The following is a 17,126-nucleotide window of genomic DNA, read 5'->3' as shown; positions in this document are numbered from 1 at the left end:
AATAAAAAGGCCAAAAATACTACCTTTGTACACTGTGTAAATAAAATCTATACAGATGAAGCAACACCTACGACCGATTATGTTTGTCGGAACCTGCTCTGATGCGGGTAAAAGCGTTATCAATGCGGCGTTTTGCCGTATTTTCAAGCAAGATGGTTATCAACCGGCACCGTTCAAGGCACAAAATATGTCCCTCAATTCCTACTCTACCCCGGAAGGCGGCGAGATGGGCCGGGCGCAAGTCGTACAAGCGGAGGCCTGCGGTATTTCCCCGCATACGGATATGAACCCGATATTACTAAAGCCGACAAATGATAAAAGCTCGCAAGTCGTATTAAACGGAAAGCCAGTCGGCAATATGTCCGCCAAGGATTATTTCGGGATACAAAACCAGAAGGAGGAGCTATTTAAGGAAGCCATCGAAGCCTTCAAGCGTCTGGAAGCTCGCTATAACCCGATCGTATTGGAAGGAGCCGGAAGCATCTCCGAACTAAACCTGCGAGACCGGGATATCACCAATATGCGTATGGCGATCGCTGCCGGAGCCTCTACCTATTTAGTTGCGGATATAGACCGTGGGGGCGTATTCGGCTCTGTATATGGAACGATCGCTTTATTACGACCGGAGGAACGAGTGTTAATGAAAGGGGTTATCATCAATAAGTTCCGTGGAGACGCCTCTTTATTCGAAGAAGGACGGAGCCTATTAAAGGAATTGACTGGGATTCCCGTGGTCGGCGTAATTCCATGGTTTCGGGATATCAAGATAGAGGAAGAGGATTCCGTAGCGTTGGATATGAAAAATAACACTTATAAAGACGGGAAAATCAATGTAGCTATCATCCTGCTGAAACGAATGTCTAATTTCACGGATTTTGATGTATTGGAGATGGACCCCCGTTTCAATCCTTATTATACCAACAATATCGATGAGATAGAGAAAGCCGACATCATCCTGCTCCCCGGCTCAAAGAATACGTTATCGGACTTACAAAGCCTGCGGGCCAATGGGATAGCGATGGCGATTATCCGGGCGCATAAAGCGGGTAAAAAGGTGATCGGTATTTGCGGTGGCTATCAAATGATGGGAGTCCGCTTGGAAGATCCGGAAAGTATCGAGGGAAATATCCCGGCGATTCCCGGTCTCGGTCTTCTGCCTCAATGCACAGTCATCGAGCAGGAGAAGATCACGAGACAAAGCGACTTTGCTTTCCTCCCCTCCTCGGAGAATAAGGATTGTAAAGGATACGAAATACATATGGGACGAACCACCTTATTGGGCGACGCCCCCGAACAGCCCGTAGCCCGACTGGAAGACGGACGAACGGACGGATATTACCTCAACAACCGATGCTGGGGAAGTTATATGCATGGTATCCTTGATAATCCGGCCGTATTGGACAACTTAGCTGAAGGCTTTGACACGGAAACGACTACAGGTCCTTTCGATTATGCCGCTTTTAAGGAAGAGCAGTATGACAAACTCGCCGCCCTCGTAAGGGAGCACGTGGATATGGAATATATTTATAACAGTATTAAAAACTAATATCATGAACAGACGTACTTTTATGCAAAAAACCGGACTTATCATGTCCGGACTTACTTTATCGCCGCTTATCGGTAAATCGTATTCCTCCATATACGGACAAACCGCCCCTAGCAACAAAGTAAAGGTAGCCCTCATAGGATGCCGTAGCATGGGATACGGGGATTTGAATACTTTTCTTGATTATCCGGAGACGGAATGCGTGGCTCTTTGCGATGTCGATGACGAATGGTTAAACAAACGGGCTGCCGACGTTGAGAAGAAAACAGGGAAAAAAGTACCTCACTTATATAAGGACTGGCGACGAGTAATCGATAATAAAGACGTAGATGTAGTCATTATCGGTACGCCGGACCATTGGCATTGCCTTCCGACGGTCTGGGCTTGCCAAGCGGGAAAAGACGTATATGTAGAGAAGCCGCTCTCCAATACGATCGAGGAATGCAACCTGATGGAAAAAGCCGCCCGTAAATATAACCGGATCGTACAGGTAGGCCAATGGCAACGTAGCGACCCGCATTGGGACGAGGCGGCTAATTTCTTGAAAGCCGGAAATATCGGACGGATCCGTACGGTCAAGGTCTGGGCTTACCAAGACGGCAAGCCGACACTTCCGGTTAAACCGGATTGTGACGCTCCCGCCGGTGTGGATTACGATATGTGGCTAGGCCCGGCTCCTAAACGTCCGTTCAATCCTTATCGCTTTCATTATAATTTCCGTTTCTTCTGGGACTATGCCGGAGGCTTGATGTCGGACTGGGGCGTACATTTACTGGATTATGCCCTTGAGGGAATGAACGCGGGTCTTCCCACCCGTGTATTCTCAGGCGGCGGCAAGTTCGCCTATCCGGACGACGCTATGGAGACACCCGATACTTTAATGGCGACTTATGCCTACGATGATTTTAATATCATCTGGGATCACGCTTGCGGAATCAATCACGGACTCTATAACCGTAAGGAAGGATTAGCGTTCTATGGGGAGAATGGTACGATGGTACTCGACAGGGCCGGTTGGGAAGTCATACCGGTCGTATCCAATAACGTAGCTCGCATGGAAGCCGTTCCTTTCAAGAAAGGAGAAGGCAAAGGACTTTATAATCATGTGGGAAACATGTTGAGCTGCATTAAAAGCCGTGAGCTTCCGAACGCCGATGTCGCTATCGGTGCCCGTGTAGCGAAGATGGCTCATCTGGCGAATATCTCCTGCCGGGTTCAACGGGAAGTTCATTGGGATGATAAAAACAATTTGTTTGTCGGCGATAACGAAGCTACCGCCTTGTCGAAAGCCTATTACCGGGCACCTTGGGAATTACCTAAATTGTAACAATCGCAGCATAACGTTAAAATTTTGACAAACAATAAACAATGCCCTAGTAAGCTTGTTAGAACTATAAAAAACGAACAATACGTTTAATTCTAAATTAATACAGCTATGGCAAAAGAAAGCGTCAAAATTTTAAGAGGGAAATTGGATGTCGACAATTTATTATCTCAACTAAACGCCGCGTTAGCGGAAGAATGGCTAGCATACTATCAATATTGGGTAGGAGCCTTGGTCGTTGAAGGAGCCATGCGTTCCGACGTACAAGGTGAATTCGAGGAACATGCCGAGGAAGAAAGGCATCACGCCCAATTATTGGCAGACCGGATCATCGAATTGGAAGGAGTTCCGGTACTTGATCCGAAACAATGGTTTGAATTAGCCCGATGCAAATATGATTCACCGACAGACTTTGACGTAGTAAGCCTTCTGAACCAGAATGTCGCCTCCGAGCGTTGCGCCATCTTGCGTTATCAAGAAATCGCTAAATTCACGGACGGCATCGACTTCACGACTTGTGATATCGCTAAGCATATCTTAGCTGAGGAAGAAGAACACGAGCAAGATCTGCAAGACTATTTGACTGATATCGCACGTATGAAAAAATCTTTCCAGAAATAATTTAGGAAAGGGAAAACTCTTTACAACAAAAATCCCTTGAGAGAATGTCTTAGAGACATTCTCTCAAGGGATTTTAATTTCAAGCACATTAATGCTTTGTCCCATGCAACAAAGCGTCATATAATAAGGCATCCGCCACTTCCAAAGCGATTTCCTCATCTTTCAGATTCCTCAAGATCGTCAAGCCGAACTCAAACATAAAACCCGGCCCCTTGCTTGTGATGATATTTCCATCCTGCTCTACTCCATTATCCGTAGGGGTAGCGCCTACCATTGTTGGCTCGAAGAAAGGAAAACAGGTAGCCCTTTTCCCTTTTAGCAATCCAAGACCACCTAAAACCATCGGTCCGGCACAGATAGCACCGATTAATACGCCTTCCTCCGTTTTCTCCTTGACTAATTCTTTCAAATGGGCATGCGCATTTAAATGGTTGCTTCCGGGTATTCCACCCGGCAAAATCAAGGCATCGACACAACTGAAATCCGCCTCCTCGAACAGGTAATCAGCCATTACCGGAATATCATGAGCTCCTATCACCAATCGGTCACCCGTAATAGATACCATCATAACCCGTACACCACCACGCCTCAAGACATCAATCGTACCCAAGGCCTCTATTTCCTCAAAGCCTGTCGCTAAAAAGACAACCGCATTTTTCATTTCTTTTTTATTTAATATAGTTGACATTCACTTAAAACAGAAGGATCATCCTTCTACACAACAGCCTTATCCGTAACAACCAATGGTAAGGTGAACCAGAAAGTGGAACCTTTGCCAAGCTCAGATCGCACACCGATCTCGCCACCCAACTGCTCTACAATCATCTTGCAGATCGGTAGTCCCAAACCAGCCCCTTGATAAAAATCATCCAATTTCACGAAACGCTCGAAAACAGACTCCAGCTTTTCCTCTGATATCCCGATTCCGGTATCCATGACAGAGACACGTACGAACATATCTTCCACCTCATAAAAAAGCGAGATAAAACCTTTGGAAGTAAACTTAATGGCATTAGACAAGAGATTTAACAAGACCTGTTCTACCCGGTGCGGATCGATCCACAGACGAACAGAAGGCATGGCGACCGAGTTATATAATAATGCCACATCGGAAGTCATCTTCAAGGATTGTACCACATAGGCCTCTTGGCAAATATCCCTCAACTCAACTTCCGACACGTTATAGTTTAACCGACCGGACTCGATCTTCGACAAATCCAGGATATCGTTAATCAGTTTCAACAATAAATCGCAATTCTTATTTATAATCGAGAAGTATTCCCTTTGCTCACTGGCATTAGTCGTTTCCGTCACGAGATGGGCAAAGCCAACGATAGCATTCAGCGGGGTCCGGATCTCATGGCTCATATTAGCGATAAAAGCGTTTTTCATCTTATCCGCCTCTTGTACTTTCATCAGCGCCAACTGGTCTTGACGTTGCTCCGTGATATCATTCAGCATGATCAATAACAGAGGCGAGGCTCCCGGGTCCGGATTCGTGATCAGTAAACGTACGATATTTACGATTCTCACCTCTCCATTCGGTTTCTCATACTCGACCATTTCCTTTACCATACGTCCCGTCTTGATCGTATGGTAATCTTCCGTTCGGATCTCATGCGCCCGCCGGGAATCAGGGAAAAGCTCGAAATCCGTCTTCCCTAAGATATCTTCCGCCTTGACCCCCGTAAATTCCTCCGCCGCCTTATTAAAATAGATATACCGGAAACCGTTGAAAATATCTTTCACCGTGATCTCCACAAATACGTTCGACAAGATCGTATCCATCAAGATATTTAAGAAGTTGATCGTATGCTGGCTTTGGCGCATCTCAAGTTCGTTATCGCTCGCGGATGGTGTCAAAGTGGCTTTTTCCAGATCGGCTTCCAGTCTCTCAATCCTTTGAATCAACTCTTCTTTGGAAAGGTGGTCATATTTTCCCATGGCCCATACATAAAGTTAAATTGCGTAATGGACAAAAATAACTATTATTTTTTTATTTACAACGGCTTACCGCCTAATAATTCTTATTTTCAAAAGGTCATTACTAATATTTTGACACAAAAGCATGGCATTATCCAAAATAAAAGATACATTTGCAATCTAATTTCATGAATTAAACACACTCTAATTGAAAAAACGATGATGTATTGGCAGAAAGAAATAGAAACCATGGATCGTAAAGATCTGGTAAAATTCCAACTGGAACGACTGAAACAAACCATAGAACTAGCGGGCAACTCCCCTTTTTACCATAAGATATTCAAAGAGAAAGGAATTACCCCGGACAGTTTTCAGTCCTTGGAAGATTTACAAAAACTTCCGTTTACAACGAAAGATGATCTTAGAAATAACTATCCGTTCGGATTGGCAGCCATCCCGTTACAGAAATGCGTACGTATCCACTCTTCCAGTGGAACAACAGGTAATCCCACCGTTGTCTTACATTCCGCCAAGGATTTGGACCAATGGGCTAACCAAGTAGCCCGCTGCATGTATATGGTAGGGCTAAGGGATACGGACGTATTTCAGAATACATCCGGCTACGGCATGTTTACCGGTGGCCTCGGTTTCCAGTATGGAGCAGAAAAACTAGGTGCGTTGACAGTGCCTGCGGCGGCCGGTAATACCAAACGACAGATTAAGTTCATCACCGATTTCGGCACGACCTGCTTACATATCATACCGAGCTACGCCACCCGTTTGGCCGAGGTTATGTATGAGGAGGGAATAGACCCCAGAAAGGATACCAAACTACACACCGTATGTATCGGTGCCGAGCCACACTCGGAAGAACAACGTAAACGCATCGAGCAGCTTCTGGGTGTCAAGGCTTACAACTGTTTCGGTATGTCGGAGATGAACGGGCCGGGTGTAGCCTTCGAATGTACGGAGCAGAACGGCTTGCATATCTGGGAAGACAACGTGATCGTAGAGATCGTAGACCCGGTTACCTTGCAACCGGTGCCCGAGGGAGAGGTCGGAGAATTGGTATTAACCACCATCAACCGGGAGGCGATGCCTTTACTCCGTTATCGTACCCGTGACCTTACTTGCATCTTACCGGGTGATTGCCCTTGCGGACGTACCCATAAACGCCTTGCCCGTTTCAAAGGACGTAGCGACGATATGATAATCTTGAAGGGCGTGAACCTGTTCCCCATCCAAATCGAAAAGATATTGATGCAATTCAAGGAATTGGGCAGCAATTACTTGATCACCCTCGAAACGATCGGCAACAGCGACGAGATGTTGATCGAGGTAGAGTTGAGCGACCTATTCACCGATGATTATTCAGCCTTACAGCGCTTGACGAAAGGTATCACCCGTCAGTTGAAGGACGAATTATTACTTACGCCGCGTATCAAGCTGGTAGCCAAGGGATCTTTGCCAACCACAGATGGTAAGGCGGTACGAGTGAAAGATCATCGCAAGCTTTGTTAAATAAACAATTAAAATAACACCTTATGACAGTCAATCAAATTTCTATTTTCCTAGAAAACAAGTACGGGAAATTAAGCGAGATATTAGCGTTATTGGCAGAAGAGCGCATCCGCATCATCGCGGCCACCGTAGCCGACACCTCCGAGTATGGAATCCTTCGTATCATCGTAAGCGATCCCCAGAAGGCATACAAGATATTAAAAGAAAACAACGTCAGCGCAAACCTGACCGACGTATTAGCGATCGTAACCAGCTCATGCGCCGGAAGTTTTGCCAATACATTATCTTATTTCACGAAAGCGGGCATCAGCATAGAATATATGTATTGTTTCTCCATCCGGGAAAAAGCGATCTTGATCTTGCGTACGAACAACCGAGAAAGCGCCCGTGAGGTAATCCGCCGTCAGAATCTCGAGTATATCTGTGAAAGTGATCTAATAAAACTTTAATAGGCACGGATATATGTTCGGAATCAGCGACCCCGGTATTTGGCTGGCTTACCTTCTAGCGTTCGCCTGCCTCCTATTTTCTATTTGGTTCGGGATAACCACTTGGAATAAAGAAGACGACGAAAAAACAAACCCTACTAAAGAATCACGAAAATGAGTACGCTAACATTAGGCATTATTGTCATCATTTACATGTTTGTAATCGCTTGGTTAGGGTATCTCGGATACAGGCAGACGAAAAACGCCAGTGATTATTTATTAGGCGGACGAAAAGTAAACCCCATTATCATGGCCCTGTCTTACGGGGCGACCTTTATCTCGGCATCGGCGATCGTTGGTTTCGGCGGCGTAGCCGCTACGTTCGGCATGGGTATTCAATGGCTTTGCTTATTGAACATGTTCATGGGCGTAGTGGTAGCCTTTATCTTTTTCGGACGAAGGACCCGGAAGTTAGGCGAAGAACATAACGCACGGACTTTCCCGCAATTATTGGGATTACACTATAAGTCCCGGTCTATACAGATCTTCATCGCCTCGATCATTTTCATCGGCATGCCCCTCTACGCCGCCGTGGTGATGAAGGGAGGAGCCGTCTTCATTGAGCAGATGTTTCATATCGACCTTCATCTGGCCTTGTTGATCTTCACCTTGATCGTAGCGGCCTACGTGATTACGGGTGGAATCAAGGGAGTACTTTATACGGATGCGTTGCAAGCGGTTATCATGTTCGCTTGTATGCTATTCCTGCTATTTTGGTTTTACCATATCATGGACATGGGCTTTATCGAGGCAAACCAGAAGTTGACGGATATCGCCCCCATGGTGCCCGAACGCTTCAAGGCCTTGGGACATCAAGGGTGGACAGCTATGCCCATCTCAGGCTCTCCACAATGGTATACATTGGTTACCTCATTGATCCTTGGCGTAGGAATCGGTTGCTTAGCGCAGCCACAACTAGTCGTACGCTTCATGATGGTGGAAAGTACCAAGCAACTCAACAGGGGCGTATTGATCGGCTGCGTGTTCTTGATTGTCACGGTAGGGGCGATTTATCACGTGGGAGCCTTGTCTAATTTGTTTTTCCTCAAGACGGAAGGTGTAGTCGCCTCCGAGGCGGTAAAAGATATGGACAAGATCATCCCCCTATTTATCAATAAAGCGATGCCGGAGTGGTTCGGGGCGGTTTTCATGCTTTGTATTCTCTCTGCCAGTATGTCTACCCTTAGCGCGCAATTTCATACCATGGGAGCGGCTTTCGGGGCAGACGCATTCCCCAAACTAGGACGTAGCAAAAATCCGAACTCTACATTAGGTGTACGTATCGGCGTGCTATGCTCTATCTTGGTCAGCTACGTTATCTGCTATACGCTAAGCGCAAGTATTATCGCACGAGGCACCGCCTTGTTCATGGGTATTTGCGCGGCTACATTCCTACCTACCTATTTCTGCTCGCTATATTGGAAAGGGGCTACCCGGCAAGGGGCCTTGGCCAGCTTATGGGTAGGAGGCTTGGCCAGTTTATTCGCCATGTTGTTCCTTCATAAGGCGGAAGCGGCTCCGGTAGGACTTTGCAAGGCTTTATTCGGACAAGACGTCTTGATCGATGTATATCCGTGGCATGCGATAGATCCGATCTTATTTGCTTTGCCATTATCGGCGATAACGATTGTTTTGGTTAGCCTAGCGACTCAAAAGAAGGCTTTTTAGCTTTTCTTATGAACCTCAAAACACTAATTAGCATTTATTCTATTGACAGATATATAGAAAACAGTACATTTGCACTGTGGTTTTTTCATAATAGTATTAGATTTAAGGTTAACAAAGTTGGTTAGGGGTTGCCGGGAGGCAATCCTTAATTGTTTTATAGAGGTCTAGATATGATTAAATACATTTTTCTACTATTCATACTTTGTTGCTCCGGTTGCCGGCACGCACAAACGGAAGATACCGTAATCAAGGTTTCGGTACTTCGTGGTCCATCCGTTATCGCATTCGCCGATTGGCTTGAGAATCCTCCAATTATAGATAACAAGAAAGTACAAGTAAAAGTGGTAGACTCGCCCGATCTGGCGCAAGCCTTACTGATCAAGCAGGAGACCGACATAGCCGTACTCCCCATGATCAATGCGGCGAACTTGTACAATAAAGGGATCAAGATCAAACTAGCGGGGTGCCCGATCTGGGGAACCCTTTACCTCGTTGAGAAAACTCCCTTGAAAGAACCGGCATTGTATGTATTCGGCAACGGTACGACTCCCGATATCCTTACCCGGTACTATCTCGGCCGCCAACGATTAGATTATCCTTTGAATTACGCCTTCAATACCGCCGGGGAAATCACCCAAGGCATCTTAGCCGGAAAAGTAAATCGTGCCGTGCTCGGGGAACCGTTTCTAAGCATCGCTTTACAGAAAGACAGCAGCTTACGAATAACTGCGGACTTGAATCATTTTACAGACAACGATACCCTCGGATTCGCCCAAACAGCGGTCGTATACACCCCGACGATGGAGAAATATCGTATCGCTTTTGAGGATGCCTTACGAGCCTCCTGCCAAAAAGCCGTACGATATCCGAAAGAGACCATCCATTCTTTGGAAGAACATGGAATCTTCGCCCAAGGGGCCTTAACTCCTGAGAGTATCGAGCGGTGTAAAATCCATTATTTATCGGCTATCGAGGCGAAAAACGCCGTCATGGATTTCCTGCGTCTCATCGAACAGTATGAACCCAAGGCCGTCGGCGGGAGGCTTCCCGATGCCGGATTTATCCCCGAAAAACAATGAGATTGCGAAAAACAATCACTACAATAGTCGCTACCGCTATCCTCTTGGCGGGATGGCAACTATTCGCCGTTATAGCCAACCAACCGGAGCTGATACCTTCACTTCCCCGGCTCGTACGGACACTTTGCGAATGGCTCGTCTCCAGTAGTTTCTATCAGTCGGTCGGAGCGACTATACTCCGGGGAATCTTAGGCATGTCGATCTCATTCGTTTGTGCGATAGGGATGGCCGGGTTATTCGCCCGTTTTGAGTGGGTGTATGAATTATTCAGACCTCTGCTTGCCATCATGCGCTCGATCCCGGTCATATCCTTCATACTTTTGGCGCTTATATTCCTAAATCCGGAAAGTATCCCTTTGATGATCGCCTTCCTCACCATGTTCCCGCTACTAACAGAGAATCTGACACGGGGAATCCTCGATCTACGTCCGGGTTTATCCATTATGGCACGTCAATTCCATATAAGACGTTCCAATGTCTTATTCCAGATCATCTATCCGCAGCTAAAGCCATTCTTATATAGCGGACTTGCCTCCGCCGCCGGATTCGGCTGGCGTGCGATCATTATGGGAGAAGTCTTGTCGCAATGCGCATTCGGAATCGGAAGCGAGATGAAAAGGGCGCAAAACTTTATCGCTGTCCCTGAGCTGCTCGCTTGGACAATCGTGGCGGTATTCATCAGTTTCTTTTTTGACAAAGGAATTAGCAAAGTCGCTGATATCACCCCTAAAATATCTTTCGCAAATGAGGATCAGACCATCCCCACCCCTACATTATCAGTTTTAGACACGAAAGATATAAGTTACCAATACGGCATACAGCACTTTTCCCATTCCTTTCAAAAAGGGATTATTTATGGAATTAGCGCACCTTCAGGCAAAGGAAAAACAACGTTATTAAACCTAATCGGAGATATCTTATTGCCTACGGAAGGAGAGATACATCCCACAAGACACTTTGGAATCGCCACCATATTCCAACAACCGCAACTCCTGCCCCATCTAACCGCAGAAGAAAATATCATCCTCCCCCTCTCCTCTTTTCTCACGGAGGAGAAAGCCCGGCGAATTGCCCAAAAACACTTACAGGAAATGGAAATGGAGCCCTTCGGGAACCGATATCCTAAAGAGCTTAGTTACGGACAGCAACAACGTATCGCTATAGCTAGGGCATTGGCATACCCTTCTCCTCTCCTTTTGATGGACGAGCCGTTCAAAGGCTTGGATGAAGCCTTAAGCCATCGTATTATAGAACGAATACGAGAAAAGCAAATGAAAGAAGAACGGATCATTCTTTTCACGTCACATAATCCGGATGAGATTCGGTTGTTGGCGGATGAGGTGATTTACCTATAAATTCCAACCAAACTTGAATGTCTTATTTCACTTTCATCGGTTGGCAAGGTATCGTAAACCAGAATGTAGAGCCCTTTCCCTCCTCCGACTCAACCCCGATTTTACCTTTCAACTTCTCAATAATCGTCTTGCAGATAGAAAGACCTAATCCTGTTCCTTGCTTAAAGCTGTTCAATTTCACGAAACGATTGAATATGCTCGCTTGAGACTCCTTACTGATTCCCATACCCGTATCCGTTACGTAGACATAGATACCATCATCGGTCAAACGATAACCAAACCGTATAGAACCCGAGCTGGTGAACTTCACGGCGTTGGAAAGGAAATTGGTCAAAACCTGAGTCAAACGGGTCTTCTCCGACACAATACAATAGTCATTACCGTCCGACTCAAAGATAACCTTTACACCCGGGGCCACTCTCAAGGCGAAAGCTTGCTGCTGGGGAGCGAATATCTCACTCAAACGCAGGGTCGTATAAATAAACTCCATCTTTCCGGACTCGATCTTCGAGATATCCAAGATATCACCGATCAACTGCAACAAAAACTCATTGCTACTCTCTATGATCCTCAGATATTCCTTTTTTTCCTCCTCATCGTCACTCTCCGCCAATAAGGTAGAAAAGCCGACGATGGCATTTAAAGGGGTACGTATCTCATGGCTCATGTTAGCGATAAAAGCGGACTTCATCCGGTCGCTCTCTTCCGCCAAACGCTTGGCCTGTACATCCGCCTCGTGCCGTTTATCGACGGTCATATCCCGAAGGATTCCGATCGAGCGGATCGGTTTGCCGTCCGGATCGGCCTCATAGACCTCACCGATCTTCTCCAGCCATACATACTCATCCGAGAAATAACGACAAGGGAAACTGAATCGCATGGAATCGATCTCGCCCCGCATGAAAGCGGTTGTAATATTCTCATAGACCTTCCGGTAATCCGGATGGATCTTCTCCGTAAAACTAGCGTGGGTGATCTGCACATGCTTGATCTGGCCGTTTTCTTCCAAGGAAAGCTCCGCCGTACCGTTTACCAGATCCCAAAGCCACGGGTAGATCTTACCCGCTTGACAAGCGAGCGCCAAGCGCTTATTATAACTATGCAACTCCTCCTCGACCTGCCTTTGCTTTGTAATATCCCATGAAATCCCTACTAAATAAGGAGGCTTATCCTCACGGGGCGCTAGCAGTTTCATCGTATCCATAGTACGCAAGATACCTTTCGGATCGATCATTTGCTCCACGAAACGCTGCATCTTACCCGTTTTCACCACCTCCTCGTCCATATCCCTGAAAGATTGGGCGACGACCGGATCTAGAAATAGGTCAAAATCTGTTTTCCCGACCACATCATTATGATATCGTCCGTAAAGTTGGTTCATCAAAGGGCTGGAGTACACGTACCTGAAATTATCACCCGTATCCTTCACGAAAAAGTAGATGGGCAACGAGTCCACGATATTAGATAACAATCCTGCTAAATCCCTATAATCCTGTTCCAAAGTTTTGTTCTCCGTAGTATTAACTTCCATGTTGATTTTTTTAATCAAAGGCTTGAATATTCCGGCCGTAAAATTCTTGAAAATTAATGAAAGATACAAATAATAAGCCCAAGAAGTGAGCATCCCGACCGAAAATATAAGCAAAACCGTATATTTGTACTCCAATTCTAAGAAAACTAGATATGACAAACGTATTTCACACGCTTATAGCCCGTTTTCTACAAATTCCGGAAGGACAAGTGGAACGGACAATCGGGCTCTTGAACGAAGGCGCTACCATACCTTTTATAAGTCGTTACCGGAAAGAGGTGACCGGAGGACTGGACGAGGTGCAAATCGGTGCCATCAAAGATCAACTGGATAAACTGACGGAACTGAGCAAACGAAAGGAAACGATCCTCGCCACGATAGAAGAGCAAGGGAAACTTACTCCCGAGCTCCGGAAACGCATCGAGGAGTCTTGGGATAGCACCGAGATCGAGGATTTATATCTCCCTTACAAACCGAAACGGGTCACCAAGGCGGAGATCGCACGCCGGAAAGGACTGGAACCCTTGGCTAAGATCGTTATGATGCAAAACGAGAATAACCTATCCGCACGCATCAAGAGTTTTATCAAGGGGGAAGTGAAAAACGCCGAAGAAGCCTTGCAAGGGGCACGGGACATTATCGCCGAATGGATTAACGAGAACGAATCGGCACGTAATACCGTACGTAACTCTTTCGCTCATACCGCCATGATCACATCCAAAGTGATCAAGGGGAAAGAAGAGGAAGGCGCTAAATACCGGGATTACTTTGATTTCAGCGAGCCTTTGAACCGGGCCAGTTCCCATCGCTTATTGGCTCTCCGACGGGGAGAGGCGGAAGGTATCCTTCGTGTAAGTATCTCTCCCGACGCGGAATCTTGTCTGGATCGCTTGAACCGGCGTTTCGTAAAAGGTCGTGGAGAGGTTTCCGAGCAAGTGGCTACAGCTGTCGACGATTCTTTCAAACGCCTGCTGAAGCCCTCTATCGAGACGGAGTTCTCCAACCAGAGCAAGGCGAAAGCCGATGAGGAGGCGATCCGGGTATTTGCCGAGAACCTCCGGCAATTGCTGCTCGCCCCCCCTTTGGGACAAAAACGGGTATTAGGCGTAGACCCCGGCTACCGTACCGGATGTAAGTTGGTCTGTCTGGATGCGCAGGGGAATTTACTGCATAACGAGGCGATCTTCCCGCATCCGCCCCAGAACGAGAAGGGCAAAGCCGCCGCTAAGGTCGCCCAGTTAGTAGCCACTTACGCCATAGATGCCATTGCCATCGGTAATGGTACGGCCAGCCGTGAGACCGAGCAGTTCATCACGAATATACGATACGACCGCAAGGTACAAGTGTTCGTAGTCAGCGAGAACGGAGCCTCTATCTACTCCGCGTCCAAGATCGCTAGGGAGGAGTTTCCCGAATACGACGTCACGGTACGCGGAGCTGTCAGCATCGGTCGCCGGCTGATGGACCCTTTGGCCGAGTTGGTCAAGATCGACCCGAAGAGTATCGGTGTCGGCCAATACCAGCATGACGTAGAGCAAAACGCCTTGAAAAAGAGTCTGGATCAAACCGTGGAGAGTTGCGTGAATTTAGTAGGTGTAAACGTGAATACGGCGAGCAAGCATTTGCTGACTTACATCTCGGGATTAGGCCCTACGCTAGCGCAAAACATCGTGAATTACCGGGTGGAGCACGGACCCTTCACTTCCCGGAAAGAACTGATGAAAGTCCCCCGTATGGGAGAGAAGGCTTTCGAACAAAGCGCTGGATTTCTACGGATACCCGACGGAAAGAACCCGTTGGACAACTCGGCCGTACACCCCGAGAGCTACCCGATCGTCGAACGGATGGCCAAGGACCTAAAATGCTCGGTAGCCGACCTGATCACCGACAAAGCGCTTAAAAAGAAACTAAAACTAACGGACTACCTTACGGATAAGGTCGGGATGCCTACCTTGCTTGATATCATGGAGGAACTGGATAAACCGGGCCGTGATCCCCGCCAAACGATCCAAGTATTCGCGTTCGATCCTACGGTGAAAACGATCGAGGATTTGAAAGAAGGGCAAGTATTGCCCGGTATCGTGACCAACATCACCAACTTCGGTTGTTTCGTCGATGTAGGAATCAAGGAAAACGGGCTTGTCCATATCTCCGAGCTGGCGGATCGTTTCGTAAGCGATCCTACCCAAGTGGTCTCCATCCATCAGCATGTCAAGGTGAAGGTTCTAAGCGTAGACCTATCCAGAAAACGTGTTCAATTATCCATGAAAGGGATCTAAACGATGAAAGAGAAGATTAATAAGACAAACGTGGCGCGCCTGCTGGACAAGGCTAAGATCGCCTACCAGCTCGTGCCTTATGAAGTAGACGAGAATGATCTGAGCGCTACGCATGTAGCGGAGCAGCTAGGGGAAGATATCGCCCAAGTATTCAAGACCTTGATCTTACATGGCGATAAGAGCGGTTATTTCGTATGCGTGATCCCCGGAGCGGACGAGGTGGACTTGAAAAAGGCGGCCAAGGTATCCGGGAACAAGAAATGTGAGATGATCCCCGTGAAAGAGTTGTTACCGCTTACCGGTTATATCCGGGGAGGATGCTCGCCTATCGGCATGAAAAAGCATTTCCCTACATATATCCATCCTACGGCATCCGGCTTCGATAAGATCTATGTAAGCGCCGGACAACGAGGCTTGCAGATACAGATAGCCCCCGCCGATTTAATCAAGGTGGCACAAGCTATAGAAGCGGATTTGATCGCATGATCTAACATCGCTGAGAGTACTTCGTAAGAAGTACTCCAGTACTCCGCAAAGAGTATCGCAGTACTTCCTAGGGAGTACTGGAGTACTCCTTATGAGGGACTGAGATCAAACAGCACATGATATCTTAGAATTTCTTAAACGTATACGTTCTTCCTTCGCAGCTCATTACCAGATTCGTCACAGATGACTGCTCGATCGTGAAAGTTTGTTTAGGTGAGGTCCAATCCGTATAACGCATGAATTGTTCCAAAGGTGTACCTCCATAGTTGACCAACTCCAGATCCAGTCTCGTATCTCCCTCCAACGTCTTATAACCGAAATTCGTACGATATACGTCCTTTGCTGGGTCATATAATTGGTACTCGAACAAAGAGGTCTGGAAGTTATACCAAACCGTATCCACCGTCTGGACCACCCCATTCGCCTCTACGGTTTTCAATTGCCATTTCCCTTCCAGCTTATGTTCCACCTTATTACAAGACACCAACGCCACGACAAAACAAGTTATCGCTATCAAATTTTTCATCATAATCCTCGTACTTATATACCTATATTGATTTGAAACGTCAAAGAAAAGAATTAATTTCCAAAGGACAAAGTTTTTAAGGATATCCTAGCCACAAATACCCAGAACTTTTTCTTCCTTCCCTTTGTTAATTGGGTAATTACAATACAAATATTATCCAATATGAAAACATTTATTGATAAAATGGATTATGCGGTCAAGAATTGGTGGTTATCACTATTGGTCGGACTGCTTTACATCATCGTCGCTATTTATTTAATGTTCGCGCCATTGGCGAGCTACGTAGCGCTTAGTATCTTATTCAGCGTCTCTATGTTCGTAAGCGGCTTGTTCGAGATCGCTTTCGCCTTGGCGAACAAAAAGGGTATCAGCAGTTGGGGATGGTATTTGGCCGGAGGTATTATCGACTTGATCTTAGGTATATTCTTGATGGCAAGCCCGGGACTTAGCATGGAGGTGCTTCCGTTTGTCTTGGCATTCTGGCTTATGTTCAGAGGCTTCTCGGCTACCGGTTACTCGATGGACCTGAAACGATACGGTACACGGAACTGGGGTTGGTACATGGTCTTCGGTATCTTGGCTATCCTTTGCTCCATCGGTGTTATCTGGCAACCCGCCCTAGGGGCTTTCACGTTGGTTTACATGATCGCTTATGCCTTATTAATAATAGGTATATTCCGTGTCATGCTATCCTTCGAACTGAAAAGCCTGCATAAAAGAAATAAGGAAGCACAAGCGGAATAAGTCTGATTCAAGGATTAATTGGTCTATTTTTAAAT

General features: G+C 46.6%; 16 protein-coding genes. 12 read left to right on the top strand and 4 right to left on the bottom strand.

Annotated features, from left to right (window positions below):
* The first annotated feature begins 55 nt into the window (after positions 1 to 55).
* From QVP94_RS14170 to QVP94_RS14160, 3 genes are all read left to right on the top strand, one after another.
* Complete coding sequence (locus tag QVP94_RS14170; protein ID WP_005856411.1) at positions 56 to 1,546, top strand: cobyric acid synthase; 1,491 nt, start codon at positions 56 to 58, stop codon at positions 1,544 to 1,546.
* 4 nt (positions 1,547 to 1,550) lie between these two features.
* Complete coding sequence (locus tag QVP94_RS14165; RefSeq protein ID WP_008771916.1) at positions 1,551 to 2,873, top strand: Gfo/Idh/MocA family protein; 1,323 nt, start codon at positions 1,551 to 1,553, stop codon at positions 2,871 to 2,873.
* Between the two features lie 108 nt (positions 2,874 to 2,981).
* Positions 2,982 to 3,491, top strand: a complete 510-nt coding sequence (locus QVP94_RS14160; RefSeq protein ID WP_005856408.1) for a ferritin-like domain-containing protein — start codon at positions 2,982 to 2,984, stop codon at positions 3,489 to 3,491.
* An 88-nt stretch (positions 3,492 to 3,579) separates the two neighbouring features.
* On the opposite strand, the gene QVP94_RS14155 is transcribed toward QVP94_RS14160, so the two are convergent.
* Positions 3,580 to 4,152, bottom strand: a complete 573-nt coding sequence (locus QVP94_RS14155; RefSeq protein WP_005868262.1) for a DJ-1 family glyoxalase III — start codon at positions 4,150 to 4,152, stop codon at positions 3,580 to 3,582.
* Between the two features lie 53 nt (positions 4,153 to 4,205).
* The gene (locus QVP94_RS14150; protein WP_022192863.1) at positions 4,206 to 5,435 is read right to left on the bottom strand and encodes a PAS domain-containing sensor histidine kinase; all 1,230 of its coding nucleotides are present in this window, start codon (positions 5,433 to 5,435) and stop codon (positions 4,206 to 4,208) included.
* Between the two features lie 198 nt (positions 5,436 to 5,633).
* Here QVP94_RS14150 and QVP94_RS14145 point away from each other — a divergent pair, with 198 nt between their 5' ends.
* The 6 genes from QVP94_RS14145 (at position 5,634) to QVP94_RS14125 (ending at position 11,525) form a co-directional block, all read left to right on the top strand.
* On the top strand, positions 5,634 to 6,935 hold the full coding sequence (locus QVP94_RS14145) for a phenylacetate--CoA ligase family protein (RefSeq protein WP_005856399.1): 1,302 nt from the start codon (positions 5,634 to 5,636) through the stop codon (positions 6,933 to 6,935).
* Positions 6,936 to 6,958: 23 nt separating this feature from the next.
* A complete protein-coding gene (locus QVP94_RS14140) occupies positions 6,959 to 7,384 on the top strand; it encodes an ACT domain-containing protein (RefSeq protein ID WP_005856397.1) in 426 nt (141 codons plus the stop codon).
* A gap of 13 nt (positions 7,385 to 7,397) precedes the next feature.
* Positions 7,398 to 7,541 carry a symporter small accessory protein gene (locus QVP94_RS19335; protein WP_005856393.1) on the top strand — a complete coding sequence of 48 codons (144 nt, stop codon included), beginning with the start codon at positions 7,398 to 7,400 and terminating at the stop codon, positions 7,539 to 7,541.
* The gene (locus QVP94_RS14135; protein WP_022192862.1) at positions 7,538 to 9,091 is read left to right on the top strand and encodes a sodium:solute symporter family protein; all 1,554 of its coding nucleotides are present in this window, start codon (positions 7,538 to 7,540) and stop codon (positions 9,089 to 9,091) included. The genes QVP94_RS19335 and QVP94_RS14135 overlap by 4 nt, the downstream gene beginning before the upstream one ends.
* Before the next feature lie 170 nt (positions 9,092 to 9,261).
* Complete coding sequence (locus QVP94_RS14130) at positions 9,262 to 10,170, top strand: substrate-binding domain-containing protein (RefSeq protein ID WP_022192861.1); 909 nt, start codon at positions 9,262 to 9,264, stop codon at positions 10,168 to 10,170.
* Positions 10,167 to 11,525, top strand: a complete 1,359-nt coding sequence (locus tag QVP94_RS14125; RefSeq protein WP_022192860.1) for an ATP-binding cassette domain-containing protein — start codon at positions 10,167 to 10,169, stop codon at positions 11,523 to 11,525. Before QVP94_RS14130 ends, QVP94_RS14125 begins: the two co-directional genes overlap by 4 nt.
* 22 nt (positions 11,526 to 11,547) lie before the next feature.
* Here the strand turns inward: QVP94_RS14125 and QVP94_RS14120 are convergent, their stop codons facing one another.
* Entirely contained in the window at positions 11,548 to 13,056 is a 1,509-nt protein-coding gene (locus QVP94_RS14120; protein ID WP_022192859.1) for a sensor histidine kinase, read from the bottom strand.
* 152 nt (positions 13,057 to 13,208) lie between these two features.
* On the opposite strand from QVP94_RS14120, the gene QVP94_RS14115 reads away from it, so the two are divergent.
* Positions 13,209 to 15,335 carry a Tex family protein gene (locus tag QVP94_RS14115; protein WP_022192858.1) on the top strand — a complete coding sequence of 709 codons (2,127 nt, stop codon included), beginning with the start codon at positions 13,209 to 13,211 and terminating at the stop codon, positions 15,333 to 15,335.
* Positions 15,336 to 15,338: 3 nt separating this feature from the next.
* Entirely contained in the window at positions 15,339 to 15,821 is a 483-nt protein-coding gene (ybaK, locus tag QVP94_RS14110; RefSeq protein WP_005856380.1) for a Cys-tRNA(Pro) deacylase, read from the top strand.
* 124 nt (positions 15,822 to 15,945) lie between these two features.
* On the opposite strand, the gene QVP94_RS14105 is transcribed toward ybaK, so the two are convergent.
* Positions 15,946 to 16,350, bottom strand: coding sequence for a lipocalin-like domain-containing protein (locus QVP94_RS14105; protein WP_008771908.1), 405 nt, complete (start codon positions 16,348 to 16,350; stop codon positions 15,946 to 15,948).
* Between the two features lie 159 nt (positions 16,351 to 16,509).
* On the opposite strand from QVP94_RS14105, the gene QVP94_RS14100 reads away from it, so the two are divergent.
* The gene (locus QVP94_RS14100; RefSeq protein ID WP_005856375.1) at positions 16,510 to 17,091 is read left to right on the top strand and encodes an HdeD family acid-resistance protein; all 582 of its coding nucleotides are present in this window, start codon (positions 16,510 to 16,512) and stop codon (positions 17,089 to 17,091) included.
* Positions 17,092 to 17,126: the final 35 nt, after the last annotated feature.

This window comes from Parabacteroides sp. CAG:2, from assembly GCF_000436315.1.
Classification (GTDB): domain Bacteria; phylum Bacteroidota; class Bacteroidia; order Bacteroidales; family Tannerellaceae; genus Parabacteroides; species Parabacteroides distasonis.
The sequence above is the reverse complement of the archived record's forward strand: the minus strand, read 5'-3'. Positions and strand labels throughout refer to the sequence as shown.

Bases quoted from the DNA above. Each gene is read 5' to 3' on its own strand.
- QVP94_RS14170 (WP_005856411.1), top strand. From the start codon at position 56: ATGAAGCAACACCTACGACCGATTATGTTTGTCGGAACCTGCTCTGAT.
- QVP94_RS14165 (WP_008771916.1), top strand. From the start codon at position 1,551: ATGAACAGACGTACTTTTATGCAAAAAACCGGACTTATCATGTCCGGA.
- QVP94_RS14160 (WP_005856408.1), top strand. From the start codon at position 2,982: ATGGCAAAAGAAAGCGTCAAAATTTTAAGAGGGAAATTGGATGTCGAC.
- QVP94_RS14155 (WP_005868262.1), bottom strand. From the start codon at position 4,152: ATGAAAAATGCGGTTGTCTTTTTAGCGACAGGCTTTGAGGAAATAGAG.
- QVP94_RS14150 (WP_022192863.1), bottom strand. From the start codon at position 5,435: ATGGGAAAATATGACCACCTTTCCAAAGAAGAGTTGATTCAAAGGATT.
- QVP94_RS14145 (WP_005856399.1), top strand. From the start codon at position 5,634: ATGATGTATTGGCAGAAAGAAATAGAAACCATGGATCGTAAAGATCTG.
- QVP94_RS14140 (WP_005856397.1), top strand. From the start codon at position 6,959: ATGACAGTCAATCAAATTTCTATTTTCCTAGAAAACAAGTACGGGAAA.
- QVP94_RS19335 (WP_005856393.1), top strand. From the start codon at position 7,398: ATGTTCGGAATCAGCGACCCCGGTATTTGGCTGGCTTACCTTCTAGCG.
- QVP94_RS14135 (WP_022192862.1), top strand. From the start codon at position 7,538: ATGAGTACGCTAACATTAGGCATTATTGTCATCATTTACATGTTTGTA.
- QVP94_RS14130 (WP_022192861.1), top strand. From the start codon at position 9,262: ATGATTAAATACATTTTTCTACTATTCATACTTTGTTGCTCCGGTTGC.
- QVP94_RS14125 (WP_022192860.1), top strand. From the start codon at position 10,167: ATGAGATTGCGAAAAACAATCACTACAATAGTCGCTACCGCTATCCTC.
- QVP94_RS14120 (WP_022192859.1), bottom strand. From the start codon at position 13,056: ATGGAAGTTAATACTACGGAGAACAAAACTTTGGAACAGGATTATAGG.
- QVP94_RS14115 (WP_022192858.1), top strand. From the start codon at position 13,209: ATGACAAACGTATTTCACACGCTTATAGCCCGTTTTCTACAAATTCCG.
- ybaK (WP_005856380.1), top strand. From the start codon at position 15,339: ATGAAAGAGAAGATTAATAAGACAAACGTGGCGCGCCTGCTGGACAAG.
- QVP94_RS14105 (WP_008771908.1), bottom strand. From the start codon at position 16,350: ATGATGAAAAATTTGATAGCGATAACTTGTTTTGTCGTGGCGTTGGTG.
- QVP94_RS14100 (WP_005856375.1), top strand. From the start codon at position 16,510: ATGAAAACATTTATTGATAAAATGGATTATGCGGTCAAGAATTGGTGG.